This window comes from Leucobacter iarius, assembly GCF_039530105.1.
Lineage (GTDB): Bacteria > Actinomycetota > Actinomycetes > Actinomycetales > Microbacteriaceae > Leucobacter > Leucobacter iarius.
On the sequence record NZ_BAAAOB010000001.1, the window covers coordinates 2,022,964 to 2,048,349 of the forward strand.

The 25,386-nt window shown below is 71.3% G+C and carries 29 protein-coding genes and 1 tRNA gene; 15 read left to right on the top strand and 15 right to left on the bottom strand.

The annotated features are described in order from the left end of the window. From ABD169_RS09075 to ABD169_RS09090, 4 genes are read right to left on the bottom strand one after another with little or no spacing between them, the layout of a single operon-like run. Entirely contained in the window at nt 1–1,572 is a 1,572-nt protein-coding gene (locus ABD169_RS09075) for an ATP-binding cassette domain-containing protein (RefSeq protein ID WP_344031551.1), read from the bottom strand. Further along, the gene (locus ABD169_RS09080) at nt 1,569–2,399 is read right to left on the bottom strand and encodes an ABC transporter permease (protein WP_344031553.1); all 831 of its coding nucleotides are present in this window, start codon (nt 2,397–2,399) and stop codon (nt 1,569–1,571) included. The genes ABD169_RS09075 and ABD169_RS09080 overlap by 4 nt, the downstream gene beginning before the upstream one ends. Beyond that, complete coding sequence (locus ABD169_RS09085) at nt 2,392–3,372, bottom strand: ABC transporter permease (RefSeq protein ID WP_344031555.1); 981 nt, start codon at nt 3,370–3,372, stop codon at nt 2,392–2,394. The genes ABD169_RS09080 and ABD169_RS09085 overlap by 8 nt, the downstream gene beginning before the upstream one ends. An 18-nt stretch (nt 3,373–3,390) precedes the next feature. After that, nucleotides 3,391–5,046, bottom strand: coding sequence for an ABC transporter substrate-binding protein (locus ABD169_RS09090; RefSeq protein ID WP_344031557.1), 1,656 nt, complete (start codon nt 5,044–5,046; stop codon nt 3,391–3,393). Between the two features lie 96 nt (nt 5,047–5,142). Between ABD169_RS09090 and def the strand changes: the two genes are divergently transcribed. Beyond that, complete coding sequence (def, locus tag ABD169_RS09095; protein WP_046456003.1) at nt 5,143–5,706, top strand: peptide deformylase; 564 nt, start codon at nt 5,143–5,145, stop codon at nt 5,704–5,706. On the opposite strand, the gene ABD169_RS09100 is transcribed toward def, so the two are convergent. Both ABD169_RS09100 and ABD169_RS09105 read right to left on the bottom strand, forming a co-directional pair. Further along, the gene (locus ABD169_RS09100) at nt 5,703–6,590 is read right to left on the bottom strand and encodes an SDR family NAD(P)-dependent oxidoreductase (RefSeq protein ID WP_344031559.1); all 888 of its coding nucleotides are present in this window, start codon (nt 6,588–6,590) and stop codon (nt 5,703–5,705) included. The genes def and ABD169_RS09100 overlap by 4 nt on opposite strands. A 9-nt stretch (nt 6,591–6,599) precedes the next feature. Next, a complete protein-coding gene (locus ABD169_RS09105) occupies nt 6,600–7,817 on the bottom strand; it encodes an MFS transporter (RefSeq protein ID WP_344031561.1) in 1,218 nt (405 codons plus the stop codon). 41 nt (nt 7,818–7,858) lie between these two features. Here ABD169_RS09105 and ABD169_RS09110 point away from each other — a divergent pair, with 41 nt between their 5' ends. The 7 genes from ABD169_RS09110 (at nt 7,859) to ABD169_RS09140 (ending at nt 12,047) form a co-directional block, all read left to right on the top strand. Beyond that, nucleotides 7,859–8,140, top strand: a complete 282-nt coding sequence (locus tag ABD169_RS09110) for a DUF4031 domain-containing protein (protein WP_099725163.1) — start codon at nt 7,859–7,861, stop codon at nt 8,138–8,140. Nucleotides 8,141–8,264: 124 nt separating this feature from the next. Continuing rightward, nucleotides 8,265–8,468, top strand: a complete 204-nt coding sequence (locus ABD169_RS09115) for a cold-shock protein (RefSeq protein WP_046456000.1) — start codon at nt 8,265–8,267, stop codon at nt 8,466–8,468. A gap of 150 nt (nt 8,469–8,618) precedes the next feature. Beyond that, nucleotides 8,619–8,694: transfer RNA gene (locus ABD169_RS09120), tRNA-Arg, on the top strand. A 190-nt stretch (nt 8,695–8,884) separates the two neighbouring features. Then, a complete protein-coding gene (locus ABD169_RS09125; RefSeq protein WP_344031564.1) occupies nt 8,885–9,484 on the top strand; it encodes a hypothetical protein in 600 nt (199 codons plus the stop codon). Nucleotides 9,485–9,504: 20 nt separating this feature from the next. Continuing rightward, nucleotides 9,505–10,545: a S41 family peptidase gene (locus ABD169_RS09130; protein WP_344031566.1), complete on the top strand. Its 1,041-nt coding sequence runs from the start codon at nt 9,505–9,507 to the stop codon at nt 10,543–10,545. A 133-nt stretch (nt 10,546–10,678) separates the two neighbouring features. Next, entirely contained in the window at nt 10,679–11,809 is a 1,131-nt protein-coding gene (locus tag ABD169_RS09135) for a fatty acid desaturase family protein (RefSeq protein ID WP_425560965.1), read from the top strand. Next, a complete protein-coding gene (locus ABD169_RS09140; RefSeq protein ID WP_344031568.1) occupies nt 11,802–12,047 on the top strand; it encodes a hypothetical protein in 246 nt (81 codons plus the stop codon). The genes ABD169_RS09135 and ABD169_RS09140 overlap by 8 nt, the downstream gene beginning before the upstream one ends. Here the strand turns inward: ABD169_RS09140 and ABD169_RS09145 are convergent. Genes ABD169_RS09145 through ABD169_RS09160 form a run of 4 tightly spaced genes read right to left on the bottom strand, consistent with a single transcriptional unit; the run spans nt 12,041 to nt 14,492 of the window. Then, nucleotides 12,041–12,655, bottom strand: a complete 615-nt coding sequence (locus ABD169_RS09145) for a DNA-3-methyladenine glycosylase I (RefSeq protein WP_344031570.1) — start codon at nt 12,653–12,655, stop codon at nt 12,041–12,043. The genes ABD169_RS09140 and ABD169_RS09145 overlap by 7 nt on opposite strands. Before the next feature lie 15 nt (nt 12,656–12,670). Further along, entirely contained in the window at nt 12,671–13,360 is a 690-nt protein-coding gene (locus ABD169_RS09150) for an alpha-ketoglutarate-dependent dioxygenase AlkB family protein (RefSeq protein WP_046455995.1), read from the bottom strand. Further along, the gene (locus tag ABD169_RS09155) at nt 13,357–13,971 is read right to left on the bottom strand and encodes a methylated-DNA--[protein]-cysteine S-methyltransferase (protein WP_344031572.1); all 615 of its coding nucleotides are present in this window, start codon (nt 13,969–13,971) and stop codon (nt 13,357–13,359) included. Before ABD169_RS09155 ends, ABD169_RS09150 begins: the two co-directional genes overlap by 4 nt. Then, entirely contained in the window at nt 13,968–14,492 is a 525-nt protein-coding gene (locus ABD169_RS09160; protein WP_344031574.1) for an RNA polymerase sigma factor, read from the bottom strand. Before ABD169_RS09160 ends, ABD169_RS09155 begins: the two co-directional genes overlap by 4 nt. 128 nt (nt 14,493–14,620) lie before the next feature. Between ABD169_RS09160 and ABD169_RS09165 the strand changes: the two genes are divergently transcribed. Both ABD169_RS09165 and ABD169_RS09170 read left to right on the top strand, forming a co-directional pair. Next, nucleotides 14,621–15,133 (top strand): methylated-DNA--[protein]-cysteine S-methyltransferase, encoded by a 513-nt coding sequence (locus ABD169_RS09165; protein WP_344031576.1) that lies wholly within the window; start codon nt 14,621–14,623, stop codon nt 15,131–15,133. A gap of 63 nt (nt 15,134–15,196) precedes the next feature. Then, nucleotides 15,197–16,294, top strand: a complete 1,098-nt coding sequence (locus ABD169_RS09170) for a serine hydrolase domain-containing protein (RefSeq protein WP_344031578.1) — start codon at nt 15,197–15,199, stop codon at nt 16,292–16,294. A 21-nt stretch (nt 16,295–16,315) separates the two neighbouring features. Here ABD169_RS09170 and ABD169_RS09175 read toward each other — a convergent pair whose 3' ends face one another. Then, nucleotides 16,316–17,536, bottom strand: coding sequence for an FAD-dependent oxidoreductase (locus ABD169_RS09175; protein WP_344031580.1), 1,221 nt, complete (start codon nt 17,534–17,536; stop codon nt 16,316–16,318). A 200-nt stretch (nt 17,537–17,736) separates the two neighbouring features. On the opposite strand from ABD169_RS09175, the gene ABD169_RS09180 reads away from it, so the two are divergent. The 5 genes from ABD169_RS09180 (at nt 17,737) to ABD169_RS09200 (ending at nt 22,093) form a co-directional block, all read left to right on the top strand. Next, nucleotides 17,737–18,132, top strand: coding sequence for a MarR family transcriptional regulator (locus tag ABD169_RS09180; RefSeq protein WP_344031582.1), 396 nt, complete (start codon nt 17,737–17,739; stop codon nt 18,130–18,132). Beyond that, nucleotides 18,129–18,941 (top strand): helix-turn-helix transcriptional regulator, encoded by an 813-nt coding sequence (locus ABD169_RS09185; protein ID WP_344031584.1) that lies wholly within the window; start codon nt 18,129–18,131, stop codon nt 18,939–18,941. Before ABD169_RS09180 ends, ABD169_RS09185 begins: the two co-directional genes overlap by 4 nt. Nucleotides 18,942–18,997: 56 nt before the next feature. Then, the gene (locus tag ABD169_RS09190; protein WP_344031586.1) at nt 18,998–19,993 is read left to right on the top strand and encodes a proline dehydrogenase family protein; all 996 of its coding nucleotides are present in this window, start codon (nt 18,998–19,000) and stop codon (nt 19,991–19,993) included. A gap of 188 nt (nt 19,994–20,181) precedes the next feature. Beyond that, a complete protein-coding gene (locus tag ABD169_RS09195; RefSeq protein ID WP_344031588.1) occupies nt 20,182–21,360 on the top strand; it encodes a Cmx/CmrA family chloramphenicol efflux MFS transporter in 1,179 nt (392 codons plus the stop codon). Between the two features lie 16 nt (nt 21,361–21,376). After that, nucleotides 21,377–22,093 (top strand): DNA alkylation repair protein, encoded by a 717-nt coding sequence (locus ABD169_RS09200; RefSeq protein ID WP_344031590.1) that lies wholly within the window; start codon nt 21,377–21,379, stop codon nt 22,091–22,093. A 66-nt stretch (nt 22,094–22,159) separates the two neighbouring features. Here ABD169_RS09200 and ABD169_RS09205 read toward each other — a convergent pair whose 3' ends face one another. From ABD169_RS09205 to ABD169_RS09220, 4 genes are all read right to left on the bottom strand, one after another. Beyond that, a complete protein-coding gene (locus ABD169_RS09205; RefSeq protein WP_344031592.1) occupies nt 22,160–22,648 on the bottom strand; it encodes a DUF1877 family protein in 489 nt (162 codons plus the stop codon). Between the two features lie 246 nt (nt 22,649–22,894). Further along, nucleotides 22,895–23,356: a globin gene (locus ABD169_RS09210; protein ID WP_344031594.1), complete on the bottom strand. Its 462-nt coding sequence runs from the start codon at nt 23,354–23,356 to the stop codon at nt 22,895–22,897. Continuing rightward, nucleotides 23,353–24,261 (bottom strand): mechanosensitive ion channel family protein, encoded by a 909-nt coding sequence (locus ABD169_RS09215; protein WP_046455986.1) that lies wholly within the window; start codon nt 24,259–24,261, stop codon nt 23,353–23,355. Before ABD169_RS09215 ends, ABD169_RS09210 begins: the two co-directional genes overlap by 4 nt. Then, the coding region (locus ABD169_RS09220; protein ID WP_344031596.1) for an ERAP1-like C-terminal domain-containing protein at nt 24,262–25,386 on the bottom strand (1,125 nt) is incomplete at its 5' end.

Sequence of the window (25,386 nt, forward strand, 5' to 3'; positions counted from 1 at the left end):
CTACCGACGGGCGGACGCGGCGGCCCCGCCGAGGGAACCGTCGGGCTCCACACGCAGGATCCGATCGCTCATGTGATCGATCACGGCCCGGTCGTGCGACACGAACAGCATCGCGGTGCCGCGCTCCGCCTGCACGTCGTCGAGGAGGTCGAGCACCCGTGCCTGCACGGTGAGGTCCAACGCCGAGACCGGTTCGTCGAGCAGCAGGATCCGGGGCGAGCGGGCGAGCGCCCGGGCGATGGCGAGGCGCTGCCGCTGGCCCCCCGAGAGATCGGCGGCGGGGCGCGCCAGTGCGGATGCGGGGAGCCCCACCTCGTCGGCCAGGCCCAGGGCACGCCCCCGGCGCAACCCGCGCTCGACGCCGGCGGCGCGCAGGGCATCGCGCAGGATCGCGAGCCCGTCCGCTCCGAGGGGGAACGACGCCAGGGGATCCTGCGGGACGAGTGCGAGGCGCTGGTGCAGCGCGCGCCGTTCGCGCGGGCGTGCGGCGGCCCAGGACGCGCCGTCGACGCGCGCAGCGCCGGCGTCCGGGCGCAGCAGCCCGAGCGCGACACGGAGCAGGGTGGTCTTGCCGGAGCCGGAGGGACCCACGAGTCCGACGGTCTCGCCATCGCGGACCGCGAGCGAGGCGCGGTGCAGCACCGAGCGCCGGCCGAGCGCGACCGAGACCTCGGCGAGCTCGAGGATCGGGGACTCGTCGGGCCCCGCCGCGCGGATCCCCGAGGACGCGTCCCTGTTCCGCCCCAGCAGGCGGGTGCCGCGCGGTGCGCGCTCAGGGGACGCATCGAGCAGTTCGCGGGTGAACGCGTGACGCGGGGTGCCGAGCACCTCCTCGGGCGTGCCCGACTCGATCACCCGTCCGTCGCGCATCACGAGCACCCGGTCGGCGACGGCGCGCACGCTGCCGAGATCGTGGGTGACCAGGAGCACACCGGCACCCGCATCGGCCCGGGCGCGGAGCGCGGTGAGCACGCGGTCCCGGTAGGCGGCGTCGAGGGCGGTCGTCGGTTCGTCCGCGACGACGAAGCGCGGGTCGGCGATGGTGGCGGACGCCAGCAGCACGCGCTGGCGGAGCCCGCCCGAGAGTTCGTCGCTGCGCTGCGGCAGCCGCTCCTCGGCGTCCGGGATCCCCGCGGAGACGAGCGCGTCGACGACCGGCCCGCGGCGCTCCGCGCGGCCGGAGCCCCGGTGCAGCCGCAGCGCATCCCCGGTCTCGTACTCGATGCGGCGCAGCGGATCGAGCGCGCCGAGCGCGTCCTGGGGCACGAGTGCCACCGCCGAACCGCGGAGGCGGGCCCAGGCGCTGGCATCGCGTTCGGGAGCCGCGACCGCGGGCCCCGCGGTGCCCGCGATCCGGCGCGCGCTCCAGGACGCCCGCGCGAGCGGCGGCAGCAGGTCGAGCAGTGCGCGGCCGGTCAGCGACTTGCCGGATCCGGACTCGCCGACGAGCGCGACGACCTCGCCGGAGCGGACCTCGAGCGAGACCCGGTCGACGGCGGCGCGATCCTGCGAGGGGAAGCGGACGGTGAGATCGGTGATCGCGGCCAGGACCTCGGCGTCGCGAGCGGTCATCGGAACCCCCCGCGGCGGTCGAGCGCGCGGCCGAGCACGGTCGCCGCGAGCCCGGTGAGCATGATGCAGGCGCCGGGGAACACGGTCAGCCACCAGGCGCGCACGAGATAGGGGCGCCCGGCGTTGAGCATCGAGCCCCACTCGGGCGCGGGCGGCGGGCTGCCGAGGCCCAGGAAGCCGAGCGCGGCCGAGAGGATCACGGCGTGGCCGATGCCGAGCGCCACCAGCACGACGACCGGACGCATCGCCTCGGGGAGGATGAGCGTCGACCAGACGCGCAGCGCGCGATCGCCCTGCGACCGGGCCGCCTCGACGGGGGCGGATCCGATGGCGGAGCGGATGCCGCCACGGACCATCCGCGCGTACCCGGGGGCGGTGCCGAGGGCGACCGCGATCACGACCGAGGAGACTCCGGGGCCGCGGATCGCGATGATGAGGAGCGCGAGCAGCAGTCCCGGGAACGAGAAAAGCGCTTCGATGATCCGATCGGCGGCGAAGCGCAGCGGGGCCATGCCGCGCCTCGCGCTGCCCCCGGCGAGGCCGCCGAGCACCAGGCCGAGGCCGAGGCCGGCCGCGGTGGCGGCGAGACCGATGAGCAGCGAGTCCCGGGCTCCGAAGATCACTCGACTGAGGATGTCGCGGCCGGACTCGTCGGTGCCGAGGGGATGCACGCCGCCGGGCGGGAGGAACGCCTGATCAGGTGCGATGGCGAGGGGATCGTGCGGGGCGAGCAGATCGGGGACCGCGACGGCGAGGAGCAGCGCGGCGGCGACGATCCAGGCCGCGATCTCGACTGCGCTCGCGCGCGGACGGCGGAACTCAGACACGGGCCATCGCCTCGATCCGGCCCTCGGTGCGCGGATCGAGGCGCGCGACCAGCAGATCCGTGACCAGGGTCACGACCACGTAGGCGAGCGCGCTGACCAGCACGCCGCCGAGGACCACCGGGACGTCGCGGGCGAGCACCGCGCTGACGAGGGTGCGTCCGAGCCCGGGCCGGGCGAAGATCACCTCGATCACCGCCGCCCCGCCGAGCAGCGAGCCGAGCGCCCATCCCGTCAGCGTGAGGCCGGGGACGATCCCGTGGCGGAGCACGTGGCGGAAGCGCAGGCCGAGCCGCGTCTCGCCGCGGGCGCGGGCGCTGTCGATGAAGGGTGCCGAGCGGGCGTCGTCGATACCGCTGCGGCACACCTGCGCGATGAAGCCAGCCGTCGGGATCGCCAGCGCGAGCGCGGGGAGCACGAGGCCGGAGGGGCCGCCCGTGCTCACCGCCGGGAGCCATCCGAGGGTGCCGGCGAAGAGCAGCACGAGCAGGCTCGCGAGCCAGAAGTTCGGCATCGCCGCCGCGACGAGATCGAGCGCGGAGGCGGTGGCGCGCGCGACGCGGGACCGGCCGCTCGCGATGAGCAGGCTCAGGAACGCGAGCACCCAGGCGCCCAGGAGCGCCGTCGCGGCCAGCGCGAGCGTCGGGGGCAGCGCGTGCGCCAGCACATCGGTCACCGGGATCTTCTGCGCGTACGACGTGCCGAGGTCGCCTCGGAGCAGGCGGCCGAGGAAGTCCAGGTACTGGACGACGATCGGGCGATCCAGGCCGTACTGCGCGCGAGCGGCGGCCAGCGCCTCCGCGCTGGCCTGGCTGCCGGGGCCGCCTACGGCGGCTTCGGCGGAGTCGCCGGGCAGCAGCTGGAGCGCCAGGAACGCGAGGGTCGCGACGGTGAAGAGCACGGCGACCGCTCCGCCGAGCGCGATCGCGGCTCGGCGGAGGGTCGGATGCGGCGGTCGCGCCGCGCTCGTGCTCACCGGGGAATCGTATCCCCGCTACTTCGCGCCCACGACGGCGTCGGCGAGCACGGGGGTGCTGACCGTCGGCAGAGCGCGGAAGCCGCGCAGGTCGGAGCGGTAGAGGAAGTGGTTCTGCTGGTCGTAGAGCGGCAGGATGATCGAGAGCTGCGCGATGCGCTCCTGCGCGGCCTTGGCCGCCGCCGCGCGCTGCGTCGGATCGCTGTCGGTGCCGATGATGTCGAGCTGGCGGTCGAGTTCCGGATCCTTGATCATCGCGTGGTTCGCGAAGTAGCCGCTCGGAGCCGGCACCGTGGCGTCGCTGTGGTAGAGGAACCGCAGCACGTCGGGGCCGATCTTGGTGTAAGGCGCGCTGACCAGTTCGTACTCGTGGGCGCCGAGCGCGCCGTACCAGCTCGACAGGTCGAGCAGCGAGATCTTGACGTCGAAGCCGGCCTCCTTCGCGCCGGCCTGCAGCTGCTGGAACAGCGCCTGCTCGGCGGGCACCGACTGGTCGGTGCTGACGGGGAACCGGACCTCGAGGCGCTTGCCGTCCTTGGTGCGCACGCCGTCGGCGTCGCGCTTCGTCCAGCCGGCCTCGTCGAGCAGATCGTTCGCGACGCGGGGGTTGTACACATACGCGCTCTTCGACTGCAGGGCGAGGGGCTCGACGCTCGACAGCGCGCTGGCGGAGCGCTCGGCGGTGCCGTCGAAGAGGGACTCGACGGCGGCGTTCACGTTCACGGACGCGATGAACGCCTTGCGCACGCGTTCGTCGTCGAAGGGGGCCTGGCCGGTGTTCAGCTCGATACGGTTGCTGGCCCCGGGGCGCGGCGCGTTCAGGTGCGCGATGGCGCCGCCCTTCTCGACCTGCGAGATCTGGTCGGGGAGCGGGTTGTCGATCACGTCGACCTCGCCGCTCTGCAGCGCCGCGTAGCGCGAGGTCGCGTCGGGGATGAAGCGCCAGGTGACCTTCTGCACCGCGTCCTTCGGGGGCAGTTCGGTGCCCTGCGGGGCGGAGCGGTAGTCGGGGTTGCGGGTCAGCTCGACTCGATCCTGCTTGCTCCACTTGGCGACGGTGAACGGACCGGTGCCCACGGGGGCGAGGCAGTTCGCCTCCTGGCCGCGCGCGATCCCCTTCGGCGACTCGATCGCGACCCAGGGCTGCGCGAGGGACTCGAGGAGCGCGGCGTCGGGGCGTACGAGGTGGAACCGCGCGACCGTGGGGGAGACGACCTCCACGCGCTTCACCTGCTGCACGGCCAGGTAGCCGGTGGACGACGCGGTCTTCGGATCCTGGAGGTGCTCGATGTTCGCCTTGACGGCGGCGGCGTCGACCGGTGTGCCGTCGGTGAAGGTCAGTCCGGGCTTGAGCGTGAAGTCCCAGGTGAGGCCGTCGGAGCTCTGCTGCCACTTCTCGGCGAGCCAGGGCACGATCTCGCGCTTCTCGTCGAGGCCGACGAGCGATTCGAGTACCTGCGAACCGAGCAGCGCCTGCGGGAAGTTGCCGCCGACGTGCGGGTCGAGGCACGTGGGCTCGGCGTCGCCGGTGGCGTAGACGAGCGTGTCGGCGGGGCCGGAGCGCGGCGCGGCGGCCGTGCCGGATCCGCTGCACGCTGCGAGCGGGAGGGTCAGTGCGGTGACGGCGATGGCGGCGAGGGCCGTCGTGACGAGGCGTGAGGGAGCGGGACGCATGCGCGGGGATCCTGTCAATGTTGTTGAACGCGGTGCAAAAACACCGACGCCCATTCTCGCACAGTCCCGAGCGCGCGCGTCGATAGGCTTGGATCCATGGCAGTTCTTCCCATCCTGATCAGCGGCGAGCCCGTGCTGCACCGCCCCGCCGAGCCCATCACCGAGTTCGATGCGTCGCTGCGCACCCTGGTCGACGACATGTACGAGACCACCGTCGCCGCGCCGGGAGTCGGCCTCGCGGGCCCCCAGGTGGGAGTCGGCAAGCGCCTCTTCGTCTGGATGTACGACGATCAGGACGAGGCTCCCGAGCAGGGCGTCGCGATCAACCCCGAGCTGTGGATCGCACCGCTCGAGCCGGGACTGCCCGGCGACGACGAGATCGAGGGCTGCCTGTCGTTCCCGGGGGAGCGCTTCGCGCTGCGTCGATCGCCGCGCGCGCTGCTACGCGCTCAGGACATCGACGGCAAGCCGTTCGAGATCGAGGCCAGCGGCTGGTTCGCGCGGATTCTGCAGCATGAGTTCGACCACCTGAACGGCCTGCTCTACGTCGACCGTCTGCTGCACCCCGAGAGCAAGGGTGCGCAGAAGGCGCTCCGCAAGAACGGCTGGGGTCGCCCGGGACTCAGCTGGACCCCGGGCATCGACGACCTCGAGGGCTAGAGCCCCTTCTCGTCCTGAATGGCGTTGCCGCCGTCGACGACGAGCACCTGGCCCGTGACGTACGACGCGCCCGGTGACGCGAGGAACTCGACGACGGCCGCGACCTCGTCGGGGGTGCCCGAGCGGCCGAGCGGCGTCGCATCGCCCATGCGGTTCTCGTGCTCCGTCGCGGAGCCCGTGCGGATCCAGCCCGGAGCAACGGCGTTCGACGTGGTGCCGCTGGAGGCGAGGTCGACCGCGAGCGAGCGGGTGAGTCCGACGAGGCCGGCCTTGGCCGCGTGATAGCCGACGTCGCCGCGGTAGGCGAGCAGCGGCCCCGACACCGATGAGACGGTGACGATGCGCCCGTGCGGCGCTGCCGCGAGGTGCGGGATCGCGGCCCGGGTGAGCAGGTAGGCCGTCGTGAGGTTGCGCGTCAGCGCGTGCTCCCAGCCGGCCAGGTCGAGCCCGTCGATCGACTGGGGATCCTGAGGGTCGGAGACCGAGGTCATGCCCGCGTTGTTGACGACCGCGTCGATGCGGCCGTAGGTCTCGATCGCCGCGTCGACCATGCGCTGCGCGCCCTCGGCCTCGGTGAGGTCGGCCACGACGCCGATCGCGACGGGGGTGCTCGCGCGCCCGAGGTCGGTCTGACGCGCGCGTCGCGGGGTCGGGCGGGGCGCGATCAGCGCCCGGAGCTCCGCCGTGCGCTGCTCGATGCGGTCGGTGGTGGCGCCGACGACGACGCGGTACCCGGACTGCACGAGCCGGCGGGCGACGGCGAAGCCGATGCCGTCGGGGGAGCCGGCGCCCGAGACGATGGCGACGCGTGGTTCGCCGTCGGTGTCGCCGAGGGCGGAGACGGCGGGAACGGGCGCAGCGGGGGGAGTCGAGGAGGCCTGCATGGCCGCAGCCTACCCGGTGCTGCTGACGTTCCGGTCACGAGCGGCCGAACTCCCGGCGACGGGAGTGAGGGACCAGGCGAGGGCGGCGAGCGCGAGCAGCGCGGCGGTGACCGCGAAGGCCCAGTCGAAGCCCGCCGCGTCGACGATCGCGCCCGCGACGAGGGGGCCCAGGACGCCGCCCAGGTCGCTCGCCATCGAGTAGCCGGCGACCACGCCGCCGCCGCGCCGCTTGCCGACGACATCGGCCAGTACGGCCTGCTGCCCAGGGTTCACGAGCGCGGATCCCGCGCCCGCGATCAGCATGATCCCGAGCGTCACCCAGATCGACTGCGCGGCCGGCAGCGCCGCGTACCCGAGGGCGGTGACCGCCATGCCGGTGATGAGCAGCGGGCGGCGTCCGAACCGGTCGTTCCACCGGCCGGAGGGGAAGATCAGGATCGCGTTGCCCGCCGCGTACGCCGCGAGCACCCAGCCGGCGAGCGCGGGCTGCCCCGGGAACGTCGCTGCGACGAGCAGCGGGACCACCGAGACGCGCACGCCGAAGGACGACCAGCCGAACGCGAACACGGAGGCGAGGAGCGTCCGGTAGCTCGGGATCCGCAGGGCCTCGCCGAAGCGGAGCGGGGGCTCGGCGTCGGCGCCGTCGCGCCGCCCGACGATCGTGGATCGGCGGAGCGCGAACCAGACCACGGCGGCGGCGATCACGAGCGTGGCGAAGTAGAAGACGAAGGGGGCGCGCAGACCAAAGCCCGCGACCAGCGCGCCGAGCACGGGGCCCAGCAGCGTGCCGAGCAGGAACCCGGCGGCGTTGACGCTCGCGACCCGCCCTCGGGCCTGCACGGGGCTCACCTTGATGAGCAGCGCGGTCGCCGCGACCGTGAACATCGTCGATCCGATGCCGCCGGCGGCGCGCAGCACCAGGAGCTGCGGATAGCTGTTCGCGAGGGCGCAGGCACCCGTCGAGAGGGCGACGATGAGGATGCCCGTCGAATAGGTGCGCCGTTCGCCGAGGCGGCCCACGACCCAGCCCGCCAGCGGTGCGGAGACGAGGCGCATGAGCGCGAACGCGCTGACGATGGCGGACGCAGCGAGGTTCGTCACGCCGAAGGCGTGCGCGTACTGCGGGATCGTCGGAGCGACCACGCCGTAGCCGAGCGCGACCGTGAACCCGCCGGCGACGAGGGCCCAGACCTCGAACGGGAGTCGGGTCTTCGAATCGCGGGGCACCGCACAAGCCTAGTCGCTCCGAGGCGCGTAGGATCGAACGTATGACCGTGCTGATCGACCCCCCGGCCTGGCCGGCGCACGGGCGGCTCTGGTCCCACCTCGTGAGCGATGCCTCGGTCGAGGAACTGCACGATTTCGCCGCGGCGAACGGCATTCCTGCCCGCGGATTCGACCTCGACCACTACGATGTACCCGAGGAGTCGCACGCGCGGCTCATCGCCGCGGGCGCTGTCTCCGTGAGCGGTCACGAACTCGTGCGCCGTCTCATCGCGTCCGGCCTCCGGGTCACCGGACGGCAACGGCGGGAGAACGCCCACCGATAATCCGTACGGCTTGAGGTGGCACATCCGGGCAGAATCCGGAAAGATAAGAAGCTCCGCAGCGACGCCGTCGCGGCGGTCACACGGATCACCACGAGTGATCCAGAACAACCGAAGGAAAGACGTTATGGCCACTGGCACCGTCAAATGGTTCAACTCCGAAAAGGGCTACGGCTTCATCGCACCCGACGACGGCTCCGCCGACGTCTTCGCGCACTTCAGCGCGATCCAGGGCAGCGGCCGTCGCGACCTGGTCGAGGACCAGAAGGTCGAGTTCGAGACCGAGCAGGGTCAGAAGGGCCCGCAGGCCACCAACATCCGCGCGCTGTAAGCACGTGCCGGGGTCCGCGCACGGCGCGGTCCCCGGAATGCTTCGCGGGTGATCGGCCGGTGGCCGAGCACGCAGACCGGGCCGCCTCTCTGAGGCTGTCCGGTCTTCTCGCGAGCCCGCAAGGTCTCGCCGTGTACCCTCGAAGTACCCGCCTCCGTAGCTCAGTGGATAGAGCAACGGCCTTCTAATCCGTTGGTCGCAGGTTCGAATCCTGCCGGGGGCACCACACCTGATCCGAGCGTTCCGATCGACCAGGAAGTCGGTTCCGCCCGGGCCTTCCTCGCTGGCGCTCCGGCCGCAGCGTTGCGCGCCGGAAGCTCCGAGTCAGGAATGACGACGCATACGATCCCTCGTACTGGTCTCGTCGGACGTGAGAGAATCCTTCGAAAGCCGCCGACCGCAGCGAGGGAGCTCCCGTGCGACACCCTTACACCCGAACCGGCATCCTGCTGAGCGCGCTCCTGCTGATCGGGGGAGTCGCCGGCTGCACCGATGCGGGGGATGCGCCGAAGCCGTCCACGACGCGCACGGCGCCGAGCGAGTCGGCTCCGACGACGTCGCAAGCGCCGAGCGTCGAGCCGGCGCGCGGCGCGGCGGTCGAGATCCCGGTTCTGACGCTGCGCGTCACCGAGGACCTTCGCTGGCTCCCCGTTTCGACTCGGTTGACGGCGTCCGCGACGGCGGTGCTCGACGACGGATACCCGGCGACCGTCACCGCGAGCGAACTGCAGTCGGTGCAGAACGACCTCGACGCCTACGCGCGAGCCTCCATCGAAGTGTCGACGTACGACCCCCGGCCGACCCGTCTCGAGAACCGGACCATCGACGGGGCCGAGGCTTGGGCGGCCGAGGCGGTGGGCGCTGAGCTCCGCTCCTACTGGGTCGGCGGGATCCATGGCGACCGGCAGTGGTCGGTCCAGATCGAGACCCCGGTGAGCCTCGCCGATGCCGAAGCGACGCAGCTGCGCGAACGGATCCTCGCCAGCATCGAGTTCACCGGAGCGCCGTCGGCATGAGACGGAAGGCCCGGCGATCGATGACGGCCGCGATCGTCGGGGGCGTGATGCTGCTGAGCATCGCCGCCGCCGCACCGGTCGGCGATTCCGGGGTCCGCGCGTACGTCGACCGGGCGCTCGCCGGGCTGCAGGGCGGCTATTACGTCGGCACCCCCGAATGGGACGAGGCGCTCGCGGAGGAGCTCCCCGTGCTGCGCGCGGCCGAAGTTCCCTCCGATACCTACGCCGCACTGAGCCGCCTGAGTCGCGCCGCGGGCGGGCACCACAGCCACTTCTCGACGCCCGTGCAGACCACCTCCGCGACACAGCCCGATGTCCCGTGGTCCCGCACGACCCCGACCGTGCGGTACGACGGGCGGCTCGGCATCCTGACGATCCCGGGCTTCTCCAGCGTCCACGCGGATGACCAGGATCGGTACCTCCGAGCGGCGAGCGAGATCTTCGACTCCGCACAGGCCCGCTCCGCGTGCGGGTGGGTCGTCGACGTGGGGCAGAACGACGGAGGCCTGGGCTGGGCCATGATCCTCGCGGCGAGCCCGCTGCTCGACGACGGCACGGTCGAGCAGTTCCGCACGCGCGACGGCCGCGCGAGCGCGGTCCGCGTCAGCGGGACCTCCCTGAGCTGGGACGGTCGGCGGTGGGACGGCCTGCCCGTGTTCGCGGGACGGTTCGGCGCGCTCGATCAGCTCGGCCTGCCCGGGCTCGTGATCGCCCCGGCGCTCCCGGGTGCGCCGACCAAACTGGCGGGGCGACCGGTCGCGATCGTGCAGTCGACGCGGTCTGCGAGCGCGGCCGAGATGGTGCTGGTCGCCTTCGCCGGGCAGACGAGGACCGCGACCTTCGGCTCGGAGAGCGCCGGATACACGACGGTCAACGGCGGCTTCCTGCTTCCCGATGGCGCCGAGGTCACGTTGTCCTTCGCGCTGATGGGCGATCGCGACGGCAACTTCCACGAGGGGACGATCCCACCCGATCATCCGGCGGATCCCCAGGACGGGTCCGCTTTCGACGCGGCCCGGAGCTGGGTGCTGCAGCAGTGCCCGAACGGATCCGTCGGCTAGCCACCGCCGAACCGCCGCCCGGTGCGGAGGGTTCTGCGCAATGTACAGCTGCCGGCATGGTTCGTCGGCTACGGTGAGGGAAGCGATCGGCGACCGCCTGTGGCTTCACCTGAGTTGCCGCGACCGGTAGTTCATTACGAGACAGGTGCCGATCGTGTCATCGACTGCTCCCCGCACACTCGACGGGCCCGGCCCGCTCCGGCCGACGCGCGCGAAGGCCGGGGACTTCCCGCCGATCGCGAAGGCCTACACCCGGGTCTCCCAGGTCGTGCGCGAGTCCGGGCTCCTGCGCCGCGCCCCGTGGTTCTACCTGGCCGTCGGAACCGCGCTGCTGCTCGCTCTGGGCGGGGCGATCACGGGCTTCATCCTGCTGGGCGACACCTGGTACCAGCTGCTCATCGCCGCCGCGCTCGGCATCATCTTCACCCAGATCGCGTTCCTCGCGCACGAGGCGGCGCACCGGCAGATCCTGGCGACGGGTCCGGCGAACGACCGGCTCGCCCGGATCCTCGCCGGTGCGATCGGCATGAGCTACTCGTGGTGGGATTCGAAGCACTCGCGGCACCACTCGAACCCCAATCGGGTCGGCAAGGATCCCGACATCGAGGTCGACACGATCTCCTTCCTCGAGGAGGACGCGGTCGAGGCCCGCGGGTTCCGCCGCATGCTGACGAAGCGCCAGGGCTGGCTGTTCTTCCCGCTGCTCACCCTGGAGGGGCTGAACCTGCACCGGCAGAGTTTCGGGCATCTCGCGAGCCGCGAACCGGTGCGGGGGCGCTGGATCGAGATCGGCATCATCGCCGCTCGCTTCGCGCTGATCCTCGTGCCCGTGTTCCTCCTGCTCCCGTTCGGCATGGCCTGCGCGTTCATGGGGGTGCAGCTCGCGGTGTTCGGCGTCTACATGGGCGCCTCGTTTGCCCCCAATCACAAGGGCATGCCGGTGATCGCGCACGACGCGAAACTCGACTTCTTCACGAAGCAGGTGCGCACCTCGCGCAACATCCGGGGCGGCTGGTGGGCGACCTGGCTCATGGGCGGCCTCAACTATCAGGTGGAGCACCACCTGTTCCCGAGCATGGCGCGCCCGCACCTGGCACGGGCGCGAACCATCGTCCGCGAGCACTGCCGTACGCTGGGCGTCCCGTACACGGAGACCTCGCTCTGGCGGTCCTACGCGATCGTGATCGCCTACCTCAACCGGGTCGGGCTCGCGGCGCGGGATCCGTTCGAGTGCCCGATCACCGCCGAGTACCGGCGTGCCTGAGCGGATCGCCGGCGGATTCGGCGTTCCGAACGGGGCCGAGTTCGAGGTGGGCGGTGAGACCTTCCTCGCGATTCGCCTGCTCAGGTCGCACATCGCCGTCTCGATGCGGGGCACCCGCATCGCCGAGGTCGTCCGCACCGGGCAGTACTGGCAGGTGAGCGGTCTGCAGGACGGCGATCGCTCGACCAGGCATCGCTCCTTCGCCGAGGCGCTGACCGCCGCGTCCAGCCGCTACTGAGCGGGCCAGACCCCCGAGCTGCCTCGGCGGTGCGAACCGATCAGGTGGGTGTCGATGATCCCGATCGCCTCCATGAGGGCGAACATCGTCGTCGGCCCGACGAAGGCGAAGCCGCGGCGTCGGAGCTCCTTCGAGAGGGCGACGGACTCGGGCGAGGTCGTCGGGATCTCCTCGAAGCGCCGCGGCCGCGGGGTCTCATCGGGTTGGAACGACCAGATCAGCGCCGGCAGGCCCACGTCCTCCCGCAGCGCGATCGTGGCGCGCGCGTTGCCGATGGCGGCGAGGATCTTCTGCCGGTTGCGCACGATCCCCGCATCGGCGAGGAGGCGTTCGACGTCCTGATCGCCGTACGCCGCGATCAGATCCGGATCGAAACCGTCGAAGGCGGTGCGGAACGCGGGACGCTTGCGCAGGATCGTCGCCCAGGAGAGACCGGCCTGGAATCCCTCGAGCGAGACGCGCTCGAAGACGCCGCGTTCGTCGGTGACGGGCATGCCCCACTCGGTGTCGTAGTACTCGCGCAGCAGCGGATCGACGGATGCCCAAGCGGGTCGGGCGAGCCCGTCGTCACCGATCACGACTCCGGGATCCTCGTGCGTTCCGATCATGTCTCTCCGTTCGTCTCAGCCGTCGAGGCCGGTCATGCGCATGGTGATGTTGATCCGGCCGGCGCTCCGTCCGTCGGCGCCGTCGAGTCCGCAGCCGTCCGGTGCCGTGAACGGGTGGACTCGGGTGACGCCGTGGTAGGCCAGCCGAGAGGCTCCTCCGAACACGAACAGGTCGCCGGAACGGAGCCGCAAGTCGGTGTAGGGCCGGTTGCGGTGCTCGGTGTTGCCGAATCGGAAGGTGCAGGCGTCGCCGATCGACAGCGAGACGATGGGGGCGAGCGTCTGCTCGTCCCGATCCTGGTGCATCCCCATCCGTGCGCTCTCGTCGTAGAAGTTCGCGAGCGCGGTATCCGGGGTGTACGCGGAGACCTGGTGGTCGGGGTAGCCGGCCTCGCGCAGCGCGCGTCGCCCGAGCCGGACCATCCAGTCGGGGAAGGGGAGGACGCGCTGCCCGTTCACGTCGGTGGCTTCGCGCGTGTACCGGTAGGGCTGCCAGTGCCAGCCGAGGCAGACGGTGCGCACCGACATCTCGTGTCCGCGCACTTTCGCAGCGCGGATCGGGACCGGGCCCGCCGTCCAGGTGCGGAACCGACCGACGATCCACGCCTGCTGTTCGAGCGTCAGCCAGCCGGGCACGTGGATCGCGCCATCGGCGAGTTCCGACGGGCGCTCCGGCTCGGAGGGGAACTCGAAGAGCTCGGTCATGCCGACCGTTCCATCTCGAGCAGGGCGGTTTTGGCCTCGAGCCCGCCGATATAGCCGCCGAGCGTGCCGTCGGTGCGGAGCACGCGGTGGCAGGGGACCACGACGGGCAGCGGGTTGGTGGCGCAGGCGGTGCCGACGGCGCGGACCGCCTTCGGGTTCCCGACCATTTCGGCCATCTGCTTGTAGCTGCGGGTCTGCCCGTAGTCGATCTTGGGCAGGTGCTGCTGCACGAGCTGGCGGAATCCCTTGGAGAGCGAGAGGTCGAGTGCGAGGTCGAAGGTCCTCCGCCTGCGCTCGAAGTACTCGTCGAGCTCGCGGGCCGCGGTGTCGAGCCGCTTCGGTGCGCGCAGCACGCGCGGACTGACCTTGGCGGCGAGATGCTCCAGCACTCGGTCGTGGTCCTCGGTCGCGAAGGCGACGCGGACCAGTCCCCGCGGGGTGGAGGCGAGCAGTAGCTTGCCGAGCGGGCTGTCGACGATGCGGTAGGCGACGTCGAGGAGCCCCTCGGACTGTGCCGAGGCCTCCAGCCGCCGGTGCAGCTCGGCGAGCTTGTCGGGGGTGACGGGTGCCGTCAGGGCGGTGATGCTGTCATCGTTTCGGATGTCGTTCATGATCGTGCTCCTTCCGTGTTCGTGCCCGGATAGGTTCTTCTGAGGTTCTTGAGTCCGTCGGCGGCCGCTCTGCGTGCGGCTTCGACGGTTCCGCCGAGGATCGCGGCGATCTCGGCGTAGGGCATCCCGACCAGATATCGGAAGGTGATCGCCTGGCGCTGCTTGGGCGGGAGCCCGCCGACCGCCCGCCACAGATCGGTGTCGTCGGCGCCGGGCACTCCGAGCCCCGTCGGCGCTTCGGGGAGTTCCTCGACGGGCAACGGATTCCGTTTGCTCGCCCGATGCACGTCGATGGACTTGCGGCGGGCGATGGTGACGAGCCAGGCCTCGACGTTCGCGGTCTCGGGCAGGTCCGGGTAGGCCCGCATCGCCGCGAGAAAGGTCTCCGACCAGGCATCATCGGCGTCGTGGATCCCGAGCAGCGACCGGCAGACGCGCAGCACGGTGGTGCTGTGGAGCTCGACCACGGCTTCGAACGGCTGTTTCGTGTTCATCGCACTGCAGACGGTGCGGGAGGACATTTCGTGAGACTCACGTCGACAATCCTCTCGCAACGATGTCCGTTGCACCGTCGATCTCACGTTCCGCACCTCCCGTACGTCTGCAGTGCGAGAAGATGGACCCGCGCGAGCGGAAGGAGCGTCGACGCATGAGTATTCGGCATACGGTGATCGATTCGAAGGTGGACTCGCTCCTCCTGATCGCGGACGGCGATGCGCTGGCCGGCCTGTACTTCGAGGGGTACCGCTTCACTCCGTCGCTGGACGGACTGGGTTCCCGGGTCGGTGCCGGATCCGATCCGGTGTTCGCGCAGGCGGCCCGGGAGCTCGCCGAGTACTTCGCCGGGGAACGACGCGTCTTCGAAGTTCCCGCGGTGACCGCGGGCGATGCGATGCAGGAGCAGATCTGGGCGCGGCTGCGCGAGATCCCCTACGGCGAGCGGGTCACCTACGGCGACATCGCCATCGGCCTCGGTGATCGTTCGCTATCGCAGCTGGTGGGGCAGGCCGTGGGGCGCAACCCCGTCAGCATCATGATCCCGTGCCATCGCGTGGTCGGCGCCGGGGGCAAGCTCACCGGGTTCGGCGGCGGGCTGCGACGGAAGCAGATCCTGCTGGAGCTCGAGGAGCCGGACGAGGTCCGCGGGAGCCGACTGTTCTGAGGATCCCCGGTGCACCGCACCGGATCGGTGGACACCGGCTGCCGCTGCCGCTTGAATCGACGCATGACGGAATCGCTGCGATCGGTATTGGAACGGCACGCGGCCGAGGGGGTGTTCCCCGGACTCGTCGGCGTCGACGGTGCTGCCGACGGCACCCTCGAAACGGTGGCGGTCGGGGCGCTGCCCGCCGACGCGATCGTGCGCATCCAGTCGATGACGAAGTCCGTGCTCGCGGTCGCGACGCTGCGGTTGGTGCAGCAGGGGCGTCTGGGACTCGACGACCCGGTGGAGCGGTGGCTGCCCGAGCTCGCCGACCGTCGGGTGCTGCGCGAGCCGAACGCGGAACTCGACGACACGGTGCCCGCCGAGCGTCCGATCACGGTCCGGCATCTGCTCACGAACACCTCCGGGTACGGGGTGATGACGGTGCCGTGCCCGTTGGGGGCGGCCATGGCGGAGGCGGGGGTCGAAGCCGGTCAGGAGCCGCTCGCCATCGGCGCGGAGGATTGGCTGCGCGCGATCGCGTCGCTGCCGCTCGCCTTCCACCCGGGGGAGGGCTGGCGGTACCACCACTCCTTCGGCATCCTCGGGATCCTCCTGTCGCGGGCGACCGGCGGCCTGGATGCGCACCTGCGGCGCGAGCTCTTCGAACCGCTCGGCATGGTCGACACCGGATTCAGCGTGCCGCGCGAGCAGGCGCATCGGCTGCCCGCGGCCGTGCGGCGCGTCGCCGACGGTTCGCTCGTCGAGGTCGAACCGGCGGCCGGCGGGCTTTCGGCCGCTCCGGCTCCCTTCGATCTCAGCCACTCCGAGCTCGTCTCGACGGCGGCCGATTTCGCGGCGTTCGCGCGGATGCTCGCGGACCGCGGCCGCCACGAGGGGCGGTCGTTCCTCGCACCCGAGATGCTCGTCAGTATGCGCACGGATCAGGTTCCCGAGCGCAGCAAAGCCGACGACAGCTTCTTCCCCGGGTTCTGGGATGGCACGGGATGGGGTTTCGGGGTCTCGGTGCTGACGGAGGGACCGAACGCCGGTCGCTTCGGCTGGTCGGGCGGGCTCGGCACCGACTTCTTCGTGGATCCCGACGGCTCGTTCCGGGTCGTGCTCACCCAGCTGGAGATGGGACCGGAAGTGATGCGGCTCTTCGCCGAACTGCAGTGAGCGGTCGGCCGTCCGACGGTCTCATTTCGTGGCCGCCGAAGGGTCGAAGACCGGCGCGTCGAAGTCGATGTGGTGGCCCTGCAACCACATCATGGATTCCCCGCCGTCGCGCGCCGCGCGACGGAAGATCATCGGCATCATCGTGTCTCGCACGAGCCGCCCGATCGGCCCCGCCGCCTTCCGCGCCGAGCTCCGGCGACCGTGCTCGACGATCCGTTCCACGCGGGCTCGGCGCAGCTCGACGAAACGGCTGAAGGCGGTGCCGGTGTCCGGGCAATCGCGCAGGCACTGCGCGAGTACGACGGCGTCCTCGATCGACATCGCCGCCCCTTGGCCCGCCGCGGGGGAGGTCGCGTGCGCTGCGTCACCGATCAGCACCATGCGGCCGGCGCCGTCGTGCCAGTTCCGCACGACGGGCATGTCGTAGGTGGCCCATCCGGTGAGCGGCGCGGGCGCTGCCTCGAGGATCTCGGCGGACGGTCCGGCGTCGCCCCGCATGAGGTCGCGCAGCCACCCGCGCCATTCCGCGTCGCTCATCGCGGAGAGCGCACCCCGGGCCGGCTCACGGCGCATCGGGGGATTCGCGAACCAGATCGTGCCGCCGTCGGGCGTCCGCATCCAGGCGAAGAAGCAGCGGCTGCCGAACTGCATGACGAATTCCTGGTCGGGGGCATCGACCGCGAGGCCCGGGATGAAGCCGCCGATGTTGAGGACGGGGACGTAGCGCGGAGGCGCGGCCGCCGGATCGATCGTCTGCCGGACTCGAGAGTGGATCCCGTCCGCGCCGATCAGGATGTCGCCCTCGGCCGTCGTGCCGTCGGCGAATCGTGCACGTACGCCCGTCGCGGTGCGCTCGGCTCCGACGAACTCCCGGTCGTATTCCACTCGGACGCCCTGTTGCGCGGCCCGGTCGGAGAGCGCCCGGTACAGCTCGGCACGCGGCATCACCACCGATGCCTGCCCGTCGAGTCGCCGCGCGGCCATGGGCATGCCGCCCAGCGAGCGCCCGGATCCGTTCACGAAGCCGATGCGATCGACGGGGTACCCGAGCGCTTCGACGGACTCCGCCATTCCGATGGCGCGCAGGGCATCCATGCCGTTGGCCTGGAAGGTGATCCAGGCGCCTCGTCGATCGTCGTCGCGGCTTCCCCGTTCGAAGACGGTCGAGTCGATACCGACCCGGCTGAGGGCGACCGCGAGGACGGGGCCGGCGATGCCGCCGCCGATGATGAGCGCGTGCATGATGGGGTCCTCCATGAATCGGGCGTCGGCGTGGACGCCGGGCCGCAGATGAGATAGCTTGATGTTCAAGCAATCATGAAGCGGAGGTATCTTGATTGTCAAGGAATATCCCTGAATCTCTCGCGGCGCTCGGTCCGGCCATCCAGCACTATCAATCGACCGTCGACGATTTCGACCGCGAGACCGCTCGGCTCCTCGGGGTGAACCGCACCGACCAGCGCTGCCTCGAGGCGCTCGCGGACTCGGGGGACGACGGGCTGACCCCTCGCGAGATCGCGGATCGCCTGGCGCTCACCTCGGGGAGCGTGACGACGATGCTCGACCGGTTGGCGCACGCCGGGTACGTCTCGCGATCCCGCCATCCGGAGGACGGGCGGCGGCTGATCGTCAGGCTCACCCCGACCGCGGGCCGGCGGATCTGGGAGCTCATCGGCCCGCACATCGCGGAGTCCACGGCGGTCGTCGCCGAGAGCTTCGCAACGGAAGAGCTCGAAGCGGTCCGGCGGTTCCTCGAGACCATCACGAGCGTGCAGCGCGCCCATGTGGTCGCGCTGCGGGAGCGGGACGCGTTCGGAGGCATCGAGGGTTCCTCATGACCGCCGAGTTCTGGCGCAGCGACGCGCTTCCGCAGCTGGAATCGCGACGGTCCTGCCGCGAGGTCGCCTGCTACCGGCCGCACACGCACGACCGCTTCTCGATCGGCCTGATCGACGCCGGCGAGTCGAGCTTCACCGGTGCGAGCGGCCGGGCCGTCGAGCTCCGGTCGGGCGATGTGCTCTGCATCCCCGCAGGGCACGTGCACGCCTGCAACCCCGAGGGCGGACGCTGGGAGTACCAGATGATCCACGCGGACCAGACCTGGATCCGGCGGCTGCTCGGCGCGGCCGGCCCGGAGGCAGGGGAGACGGAGCGGCTGCTCGGAGCCATCTCGGTGTTCCGGGTTCCCGGGCTGCACCGGCGATTCGATGCGCTCAACGAGCGCTTGTTCGCGGGCGGAGTCCCGGATCCGGCTCGCATCGGCGACGAGCTGCGGAACGGTCTGCGCCGATGCGCGCGAGCCGTACCGCTGCACCGGGAGGCGCCGGTCTCCGACCCGGAGACGAGCACGCGGTTGCGGGCGGTGATCGCGCGGCTCCGCGATGACGAGACGGTGCCGACGCTCGACGAGCTCGCCGAACTCGCAGGGATGAGTCGATTCCAGCTGATCCGTGCCATGAAGCGGACCACGGGACTGACGCCGACCTCCTGGCGTCACGATCATCGGGTCAACGCCGCCCGAAGACTGCTGCGTGAAGGCGGCACGCTCGCGGGTGTCGCCGCCGAGCTCGGCTTCGCGGACCAGAGCCACTTCCACCGGGTCTTCCGCTCCCACGTCGCGAGCACACCGGGGAGCTATCGGGCGTAGCTCCGCGCAATCCCGTTCAAGACGGAGGCGCGCGGCTCGTCGAGGATCGGTTCGTGATGCTCTCGCCCGAAACGCTGCAGTCCGCTTCCGACACCCTTCGATCGCTCGCGTTGGACGAGCGACTCAAGCAGCGCGCGCTGGACATACCGGATCTTGCGCGTGCCCTGCGTCGCGTCGCCGCCAGATACATCGCCGGCGATACCGCGGCGGACGCGATCGCGCTGCTCGGTGCCAATGCCGCACGTGGGCACCTTGGCAGCGTCGAGCTCGTGGGGGAGTCGGTGCGGAGCCGCAGCACGGCCGCGCGCGAGACGCGGCGTCTGGTCGATCTGGCGGCGGGTCTCGCCGCGGAAGAGCGACCGGCAACCATCTGCTTCGACCTCTCGCACATCGGAGCCCTGGTCTCGGCCCGACTCGGACTGGAGAACGCGAGCCGTATCGCGCTGGCGGCACGCGAGGCGGGTACCTCGGTGCTGATCTCCGCCGAGGGATCCGACCGGACCGACCTGGTGCTCGACCTCTGGGAACGGCTGTCGCACGATTTCCCTGAGACCGGCATCACGCTCCAGGCGCGGCTGCACCGAACGCCCAGCGATCTCGCACGCGTCGTGCGTCGCCCGGGCCCGGTCCGCGTGGTGAAGGGCGCGTTCCTCGAACCGGAGGGCGTGGCGTTCCCGCGCGACTCGGCACCGATGCTGCAGGCGTACCGGACCGCTGTCGCCGCGCTCGTGCGCGCGGGGCACCCCGTGCGCATTGCGACGCACGACGCGGATCTGGTCAGTGGGCTCCGCACGGATCTCGGTGCGGAGCTGCGCGGCGAGCACGTCGAGTTCGAGGCGTTGCAGGGACTCGGCGTCGAGCTGCTCGACGGGCTGGCGGCGGAGGGCTTCGTCACCCGGGAATACGTGGTGTACGGGCCCGAGTGGTGGCTGTACGTACTCAACCGCATCGCTGAGCATCCCGGGCGAGCGATCCTCGCGCTCGCGGACCTGGGTCTCGCCCGGGCACCGCGCGAGGACGGTGATGCGACGGCAGTGCGCCCGTGGCCGTAGGCTGAACGAGATGAGTCTTCCCGAATCGGACAGAGCAGGGCTGCCGGCGCACCGGTAGCCCGAGCCTCCGACACCGCATCCCGCATTCCGCGCGCTGATCCGCGCGGAATGCGCGCGCAGCCGTCTCGCGCTGCCGAGAGCGCCGAACGAACCCACGTTCGCCTCCTCTCGGAAAGACACTCACTCACATGCCGTTCCTGGTATATCTCCTCGCCCTCGCCGTCTTCGCGCAGGGCACCTCCGAATTCATGCTCTCGGGTCTGCTGCCCGGGATCGCGACCGATCTCGGCGTCTCGGTGGGGGCCGCCGGCCTCCTGACCTCCGGATTCGCGCTCGGCATGGTCGTCGGCGCTCCCACCATGGCCGTGCTGGCGCGGCGACTCCCACCGCGCTGGACGCTCAGCGGTTTCCTCCTGCTGTTCATCGCCGCGCACGCCGTCGGTGCGTGCGCGGGCGACTTCGAGACGCTGTTCGTGACCCGGGTGCTGGCGGCGCTCGCGAACGCCGGCTTCCTCGCGGTGACGCTCTCGACCGTGGCACGCGCGGTTCCTCCGAACTCGCGGACCCGCGCGCTGGCGATCATCCTCGGCGGTACCACGGTCGCGCTCATCGCGGGCGTTCCCGCGGGTGCGGTCATCGGCGACGCGTTCGGATGGCGTTCCGCGCTCTGGGCCGTGGCAGGGCTGTGCCTTCCCGCGCTCATCGGGATCCTGCTCACGGTGCCCACTGCGGTCGCGGGTGGACCACACGGCCCGGCCGCCGTCCCGAAGCCGGACGCCCGGCGTCCCGCGCCCGCACTGCGCGACGAGCTCGCGGCGCTGCGTCGCCCCGAGCTGCGCCGATACATCCTGCTCGCGGCGCTCGTGAACGGAGCGACGTTCTGCTCGTTCACCTACCTCGCGCCCATCGTCGTCGACGGAGCGGGGATGCCGCGCGGTGCGGTTCCTGCGGTGCTCGCGCTGTTCGGCGCGGGATCCCTCGTCGGCGTGCTCCTGGCCGGTCGGCTCGGCGACCGCTCTGGCGGACCGTTGATCCGAATCGCGGTGCCGGGGCTGCTGCTCGGTTGGGTCGTGCTCGCTACGACGCTGCACAGCGCGCCCGCGGTCTGGGCGCTGGTGCTTCCGCTGGGTGCGCTCTCATTCTGCGCGGGGAGCGTGCTCGTCGCCCGGGTGGTCGGAGCCGCCGAGGCCGCTCCGAGCCTCGGGGGTTCCTTCGCGACCGCGGCGTTGAACGTCGGCGCGGTGATCGGTCCCGCAGCCGGTGGAGCGGCACTGAGTTTCGCGGGACCGGCCGGGCCGGCGCTCGTCAGTGCGGCGTTCGTGCTGGCGACCGTGGTGCTCGGCGGGGTGCGGCGCGGGCGTTCCTGATCCATAGGATGTCCTCATGACCGATCCGAAGGACCTGGCGGCGCGCATCGACGCGGAACTGCGCGAACGATCCGTTCCCGGCCGGGCGGACCAGGAGCGCGCCTATCTGAAGAGCGAGCTGGAGCATTACGGGGTCCCGGTGCCGATGGTCCGTTCGGTCGTCAAGCGGGCGCTGCGCGGGGCGGGGTTGGACCGCGGCGATGCGACTGCGCTGGTGGCCGAGCTCTGGTCGGTCCCGGTGTACGAGCGCCGGGCCGCAGCGGTCGAGGTGCTGGTCGCCTCGGTCGGCCTGCTCGGCAGCGAGGACGTTCCGCTGCTGGAACGACTCATCCGGGAATCGCGCACCTGGGCGCTCGTGGACGTGCTCGCGGGATCCGTGCTGGGCCCGCTCGTCGAGCGCGATCCCGGCCTCGTCGGAACGCTCGACCGCTGGGCGGCGGATCCGGACTTCTGGATCCGCCGCTCGGTGCTGCTCGCCCACCTCGAAGCGCTGCGCGCCGGCGGCGGGGACTTCGACCGCTTCGGCCGCTACGCGGACGGCATGCTGGAGGAGCGCGAGTTCTTCATCCGGAAGGCCATCGGCTGGGTGCTGCGCGATACCTCGCGGAAGCGTCCGGAGCTGGTCTTCGACTGGATCCTGCCTCGTGCGTCCCGCGCTTCGGGCCTCACGATTCGCGAAGCGGTCAAGCGCTTGTCTCCCGAGCAGCGCGAGGCGGTGCTCGCCGCGCGCTGACCGTGGCGCGGTCGATGACGCCTCCGTGTCATCGACCGCGCACCGCCGCACGGCGGCTCCGCGGGTTCAGTGCCAGACGGTGAAGATGACGTGCCGGCGTTCGGCGCGGGCCGCGGCGAAGAAGGCGCGCAGCTCGTCGAGCCAGCCGAGCGCGTACGCTTCCTCGTCGTCGCCGTACTCGGGGTTGCGGAGCTCCTCGGGCATGGCGCGGTACGCCTCCGAGAACTCCTCGTCGCTCAGTTCGTCGAGATAGTCGGCCACCTCGGCGGCTTCGCCGGGGTTCAGATGCGTGATCAGTGACTCGTCGTCGTCGTCCTGCAGTTCTCGGGCACCGCCGATCACGCCGCGCGCGGGCCAGGCGTCGTCGGCGCCCGCGGGCGCGATCGCGCAGGCGATCGGGTCCCACGCCTTGTCAGTCTCGCAGGCGCGCGAGAACTCGGCCTCGTTCTCCTCGAGCTCGGCGAGAACGGTGCGCAGCGCCGCATCGTCTCCGGCGGCCTCGAGCACTTGCGCCGCCTTCTCGTCGTTCAGACGGAAGTGGAGTCCGAGCTGCATGATGGCGCCTCCTCAGGTCGTCGTCCATGCATCGTAGGCTCCGGGGATCCGCCGTTGGAGGTCGGACACGCAGGAACGGCGGTTTCCGATCGCAGGGAAGCGGATCGTGAGGGAGCGGATCGTGAGACCGCTCGGCCGAGAAGAGGTCTGGCCACTCTCGCCGTTGAGCGTGTCCAGACGGGTGCCACGCTACCTCCGACCGGCGCGGACCGCAAAAGACGAGACCGAAACGTGACTTCCGTCGGGTTACTCGAAGCGGTTGACCATTGCGAACGCGGCCCGCTCGACGTAGTCGCGCAGTGCGGCATCGTGCAGCGGAGGGAGCGCGGCCTCGTCGAGCGCGGCGTTCATGTGCGCGAGCCAGCGGTCGCGCGCATCGGGGGTGACGGGGAACGGCGCGTGCCGCATGCGCAGGCGCGGGTGTCCGCGCTCCTCGGAGTATGTGGTCGGGCCGCCCCAGTACTGCTCCAGGAAGAGCTGGAGCCTGCGGATGGCGCCGTCCCAGTCGTCCTGCGGGTACATGGGCGCGAGCACCGGATCCTCTCGCACCCCGCGGTAGAAGCTGCGAACGATGCGCTCGAAGGTCTCGCTCCCGCCGATCTGACCCCAGACCGTGTCGGTGACCGCTGCGCCCTGCTCCGCGGAGCGAAGCGTGAGGCGCGGCGTCGGGGGATCGGTCTGTCCGGCGAGGCTCGGTTGTTCGCTCATTTGGCGCCTCCGGGGGGATTGGGGAGCTGATCGGAGAGCTGGATACCCTCGGCAGCGAAGCGACGGCGGATCTCGGCGCGGATGCCGCGCTGGACCTCCCACTGGGCCTCCGGGCGCGTGCGCACCGCGAGGCGCAGGGTGGCGCGGTCGCCGAAGACGCTCTCGAGGCCGAGGATCTCGGGCTCGCCGGTGACCTTGCGGGCGAACTTCTCGGAGTGGAGCAGCGCACGGGCGGCTTCGAGCGTCACCTCGGAGACGTGGCTGAGGTCCTGGTCGGCGGCGACGGTCACGTCGATGAGCGCCCGACCCCAGCCCTGCGAGGCGTTGCCGAGGGTCAGGATCTCTCCGTTGCGCACAAACCAGAGCGTGCCGTCCATGGCGCGAACCCGGGTGACCCGGATCCCGACGTCCTCGACGGTGCCGTTGACCGTGCCGATGGTGACCACGTCGCCGATGCCGAGCTGGTCCTCGAACACCATGAAGATGCCGTTGAGCACGTCCTTCACGATGTTCTGCGCGCCGAAGGCGAGGCCCGCCGCGATCACGCCGGCCGAGGCGAGGACCGCGGTGAGGTTGACCCCCAAGCTGCTGAGGATCAGCACCACCGCGGTCAGCACGATCACCCAGGTGATGACCACTCGGCCGACGGTGCCGAGCGTGCGCGTGCGCTGCACGGCCCGCGCGTTCACGTACGGCGCGGCCTGGATCTCCGAGGTCGTGTCGACGTCCTGCGCCTTCTTGACCCCGCGCACGATCTGATTGACTGCGCGCATGAGCAGCTTGCGCAGGATCCAGTTCGCGAGGATCGCGAGGACGACGATCAGCACGATGTTGAGCGGCACGTCGTAGGTCTTCAGGAAGTCCTGGATCGCCGCGCCCGCGGTGTTCTCGGCCGTCTGCAGCATCTACACCTCCGCGTCGGCGGTCTGCGCCGCGAGCGCCCGCTCGACGCCCGACAGGTGCTCGGAGACGAGGCGGCGCAGGGCTGCCGGAGCATCGGGGGAGGCGTCGAGCCAGGCGGCGGTCGCCGCGCGCAGGCGCTCGTCGGCGAGGGGCGACGGGAAGAAGCCCTCGACGAGCTCCTCGGCGATCGCGTGGCTGCGCGAGCCCCAGATGTCCGAGATCGAGTCGAAGTACCGGGTGACGAACGGCTCGAGCAGGGCGAGGTCGGCGGCCCGGGTGAACCCGATCGCCGTGGCGCGCACGATGAGGTTGGACGCCGTGCTCGCGTCGAACACCGAAGCCCAGGCCGCGGCCTTGTCGTCGGGGGCGGGGAGCGCCGCTCGCGCGTGCGCTGCAGACTGCTCGCCGGTGGCGGTGCGGTCGTCGGCCAGCGCGGCCTCGATCTCCTCGCGGGTCGCGCGGCCGCCCGCGGCGAGGGCGATGAGCAGCTCCCAGCCGAGGTCGGTGTCGATGTCGAGTCCGTCGAGCGGAGCGGTGCCGTCGAGCAGCGCGAGGACGATATCGAGCTGATCGGGGGTCGCGGCGAGCTGCGCGAAGGCGCGGACGAACTGGAACTGCCGGTCGGAAGCGGGGTCCGCGTCGGCCGCCAACTGCCAGAGCGCGTCGGCGACCCGCTCCAGGGTCGCGGTGCGCCGGGCGGGGGAGACGTAGCTCTCGGACGCCAGGAGCAGCTGGTTCAGCAGGGTGCGGAGCGTCGTCGACGCGTCTTCGGCGCCGATGTGGGCGAGTACCAGGTCGATGAAGCGGGACGCCGGGAACTCGGCATCCCGGGTCGCGTCCCAGACACTGCCCCAGAGCAGCGCCCGCGCCAACGAATCCTCCACCCCACCCAGATGCTCCGTGACCGTCGCGAGAGAACGGTCATCGAGACGGATCTTCGCGTAGCTCAGATCGTCGTCGTTGAGCAGCAGCAGATCCGGCTGGGCCACCCCGACGAGCTCGGGGACCTCGGTCAGCGGGCCATCGATATCGATCTCGATACGCCGCACCCGCCGCACCACCGCCTGCGCACCCTCGCCCACCGTGTCGTACAGGCCGACCGCGATGCGGTGCGGGCGCAGCGTCGG

Coding starts and splice junctions, on each gene's coding strand:
- ABD169_RS09075 (WP_344031551.1), bottom strand. CDS start 1,572: ATGACCGCTCGCGACGCCGAGGTCCTGGCCGCGATCACCGATCTCACC.
- ABD169_RS09090 (WP_344031557.1), bottom strand. CDS start 5,046: ATGCGTCCCGCTCCCTCACGCCTCGTCACGACGGCCCTCGCCGCCATC.
- def (WP_046456003.1), top strand. CDS start 5,143: ATGGCAGTTCTTCCCATCCTGATCAGCGGCGAGCCCGTGCTGCACCGC.
- ABD169_RS09100 (WP_344031559.1), bottom strand. CDS start 6,590: ATGCAGGCCTCCTCGACTCCCCCCGCTGCGCCCGTTCCCGCCGTCTCC.
- ABD169_RS09110 (WP_099725163.1), top strand. CDS start 7,859: ATGACCGTGCTGATCGACCCCCCGGCCTGGCCGGCGCACGGGCGGCTC.
- ABD169_RS09115 (WP_046456000.1), top strand. CDS start 8,265: ATGGCCACTGGCACCGTCAAATGGTTCAACTCCGAAAAGGGCTACGGC.
- ABD169_RS09130 (WP_344031566.1), top strand. CDS start 9,505: ATGACGGCCGCGATCGTCGGGGGCGTGATGCTGCTGAGCATCGCCGCC.
- ABD169_RS09145 (WP_344031570.1), bottom strand. CDS start 12,655: ATGATCGGAACGCACGAGGATCCCGGAGTCGTGATCGGTGACGACGGG.
- ABD169_RS09150 (WP_046455995.1), bottom strand. CDS start 13,360: ATGACCGAGCTCTTCGAGTTCCCCTCCGAGCCGGAGCGCCCGTCGGAA.
- ABD169_RS09155 (WP_344031572.1), bottom strand. CDS start 13,971: ATGAACGACATCCGAAACGATGACAGCATCACCGCCCTGACGGCACCC.
- ABD169_RS09160 (WP_344031574.1), bottom strand. CDS start 14,492: ATGTCCTCCCGCACCGTCTGCAGTGCGATGAACACGAAACAGCCGTTC.
- ABD169_RS09165 (WP_344031576.1), top strand. CDS start 14,621: ATGAGTATTCGGCATACGGTGATCGATTCGAAGGTGGACTCGCTCCTC.
- ABD169_RS09170 (WP_344031578.1), top strand. CDS start 15,197: ATGACGGAATCGCTGCGATCGGTATTGGAACGGCACGCGGCCGAGGGG.
- ABD169_RS09175 (WP_344031580.1), bottom strand. CDS start 17,536: ATGCACGCGCTCATCATCGGCGGCGGCATCGCCGGCCCCGTCCTCGCG.
- ABD169_RS09185 (WP_344031584.1), top strand. CDS start 18,129: ATGACCGCCGAGTTCTGGCGCAGCGACGCGCTTCCGCAGCTGGAATCG.
- ABD169_RS09190 (WP_344031586.1), top strand. CDS start 18,998: ATGCTCTCGCCCGAAACGCTGCAGTCCGCTTCCGACACCCTTCGATCG.
- ABD169_RS09195 (WP_344031588.1), top strand. CDS start 20,182: ATGCCGTTCCTGGTATATCTCCTCGCCCTCGCCGTCTTCGCGCAGGGC.
- ABD169_RS09200 (WP_344031590.1), top strand. CDS start 21,377: ATGACCGATCCGAAGGACCTGGCGGCGCGCATCGACGCGGAACTGCGC.
- ABD169_RS09205 (WP_344031592.1), bottom strand. CDS start 22,648: ATGCAGCTCGGACTCCACTTCCGTCTGAACGACGAGAAGGCGGCGCAA.
- ABD169_RS09210 (WP_344031594.1), bottom strand. CDS start 23,356: ATGAGCGAACAACCGAGCCTCGCCGGACAGACCGATCCCCCGACGCCG.
- ABD169_RS09215 (WP_046455986.1), bottom strand. CDS start 24,261: ATGCTGCAGACGGCCGAGAACACCGCGGGCGCGGCGATCCAGGACTTC.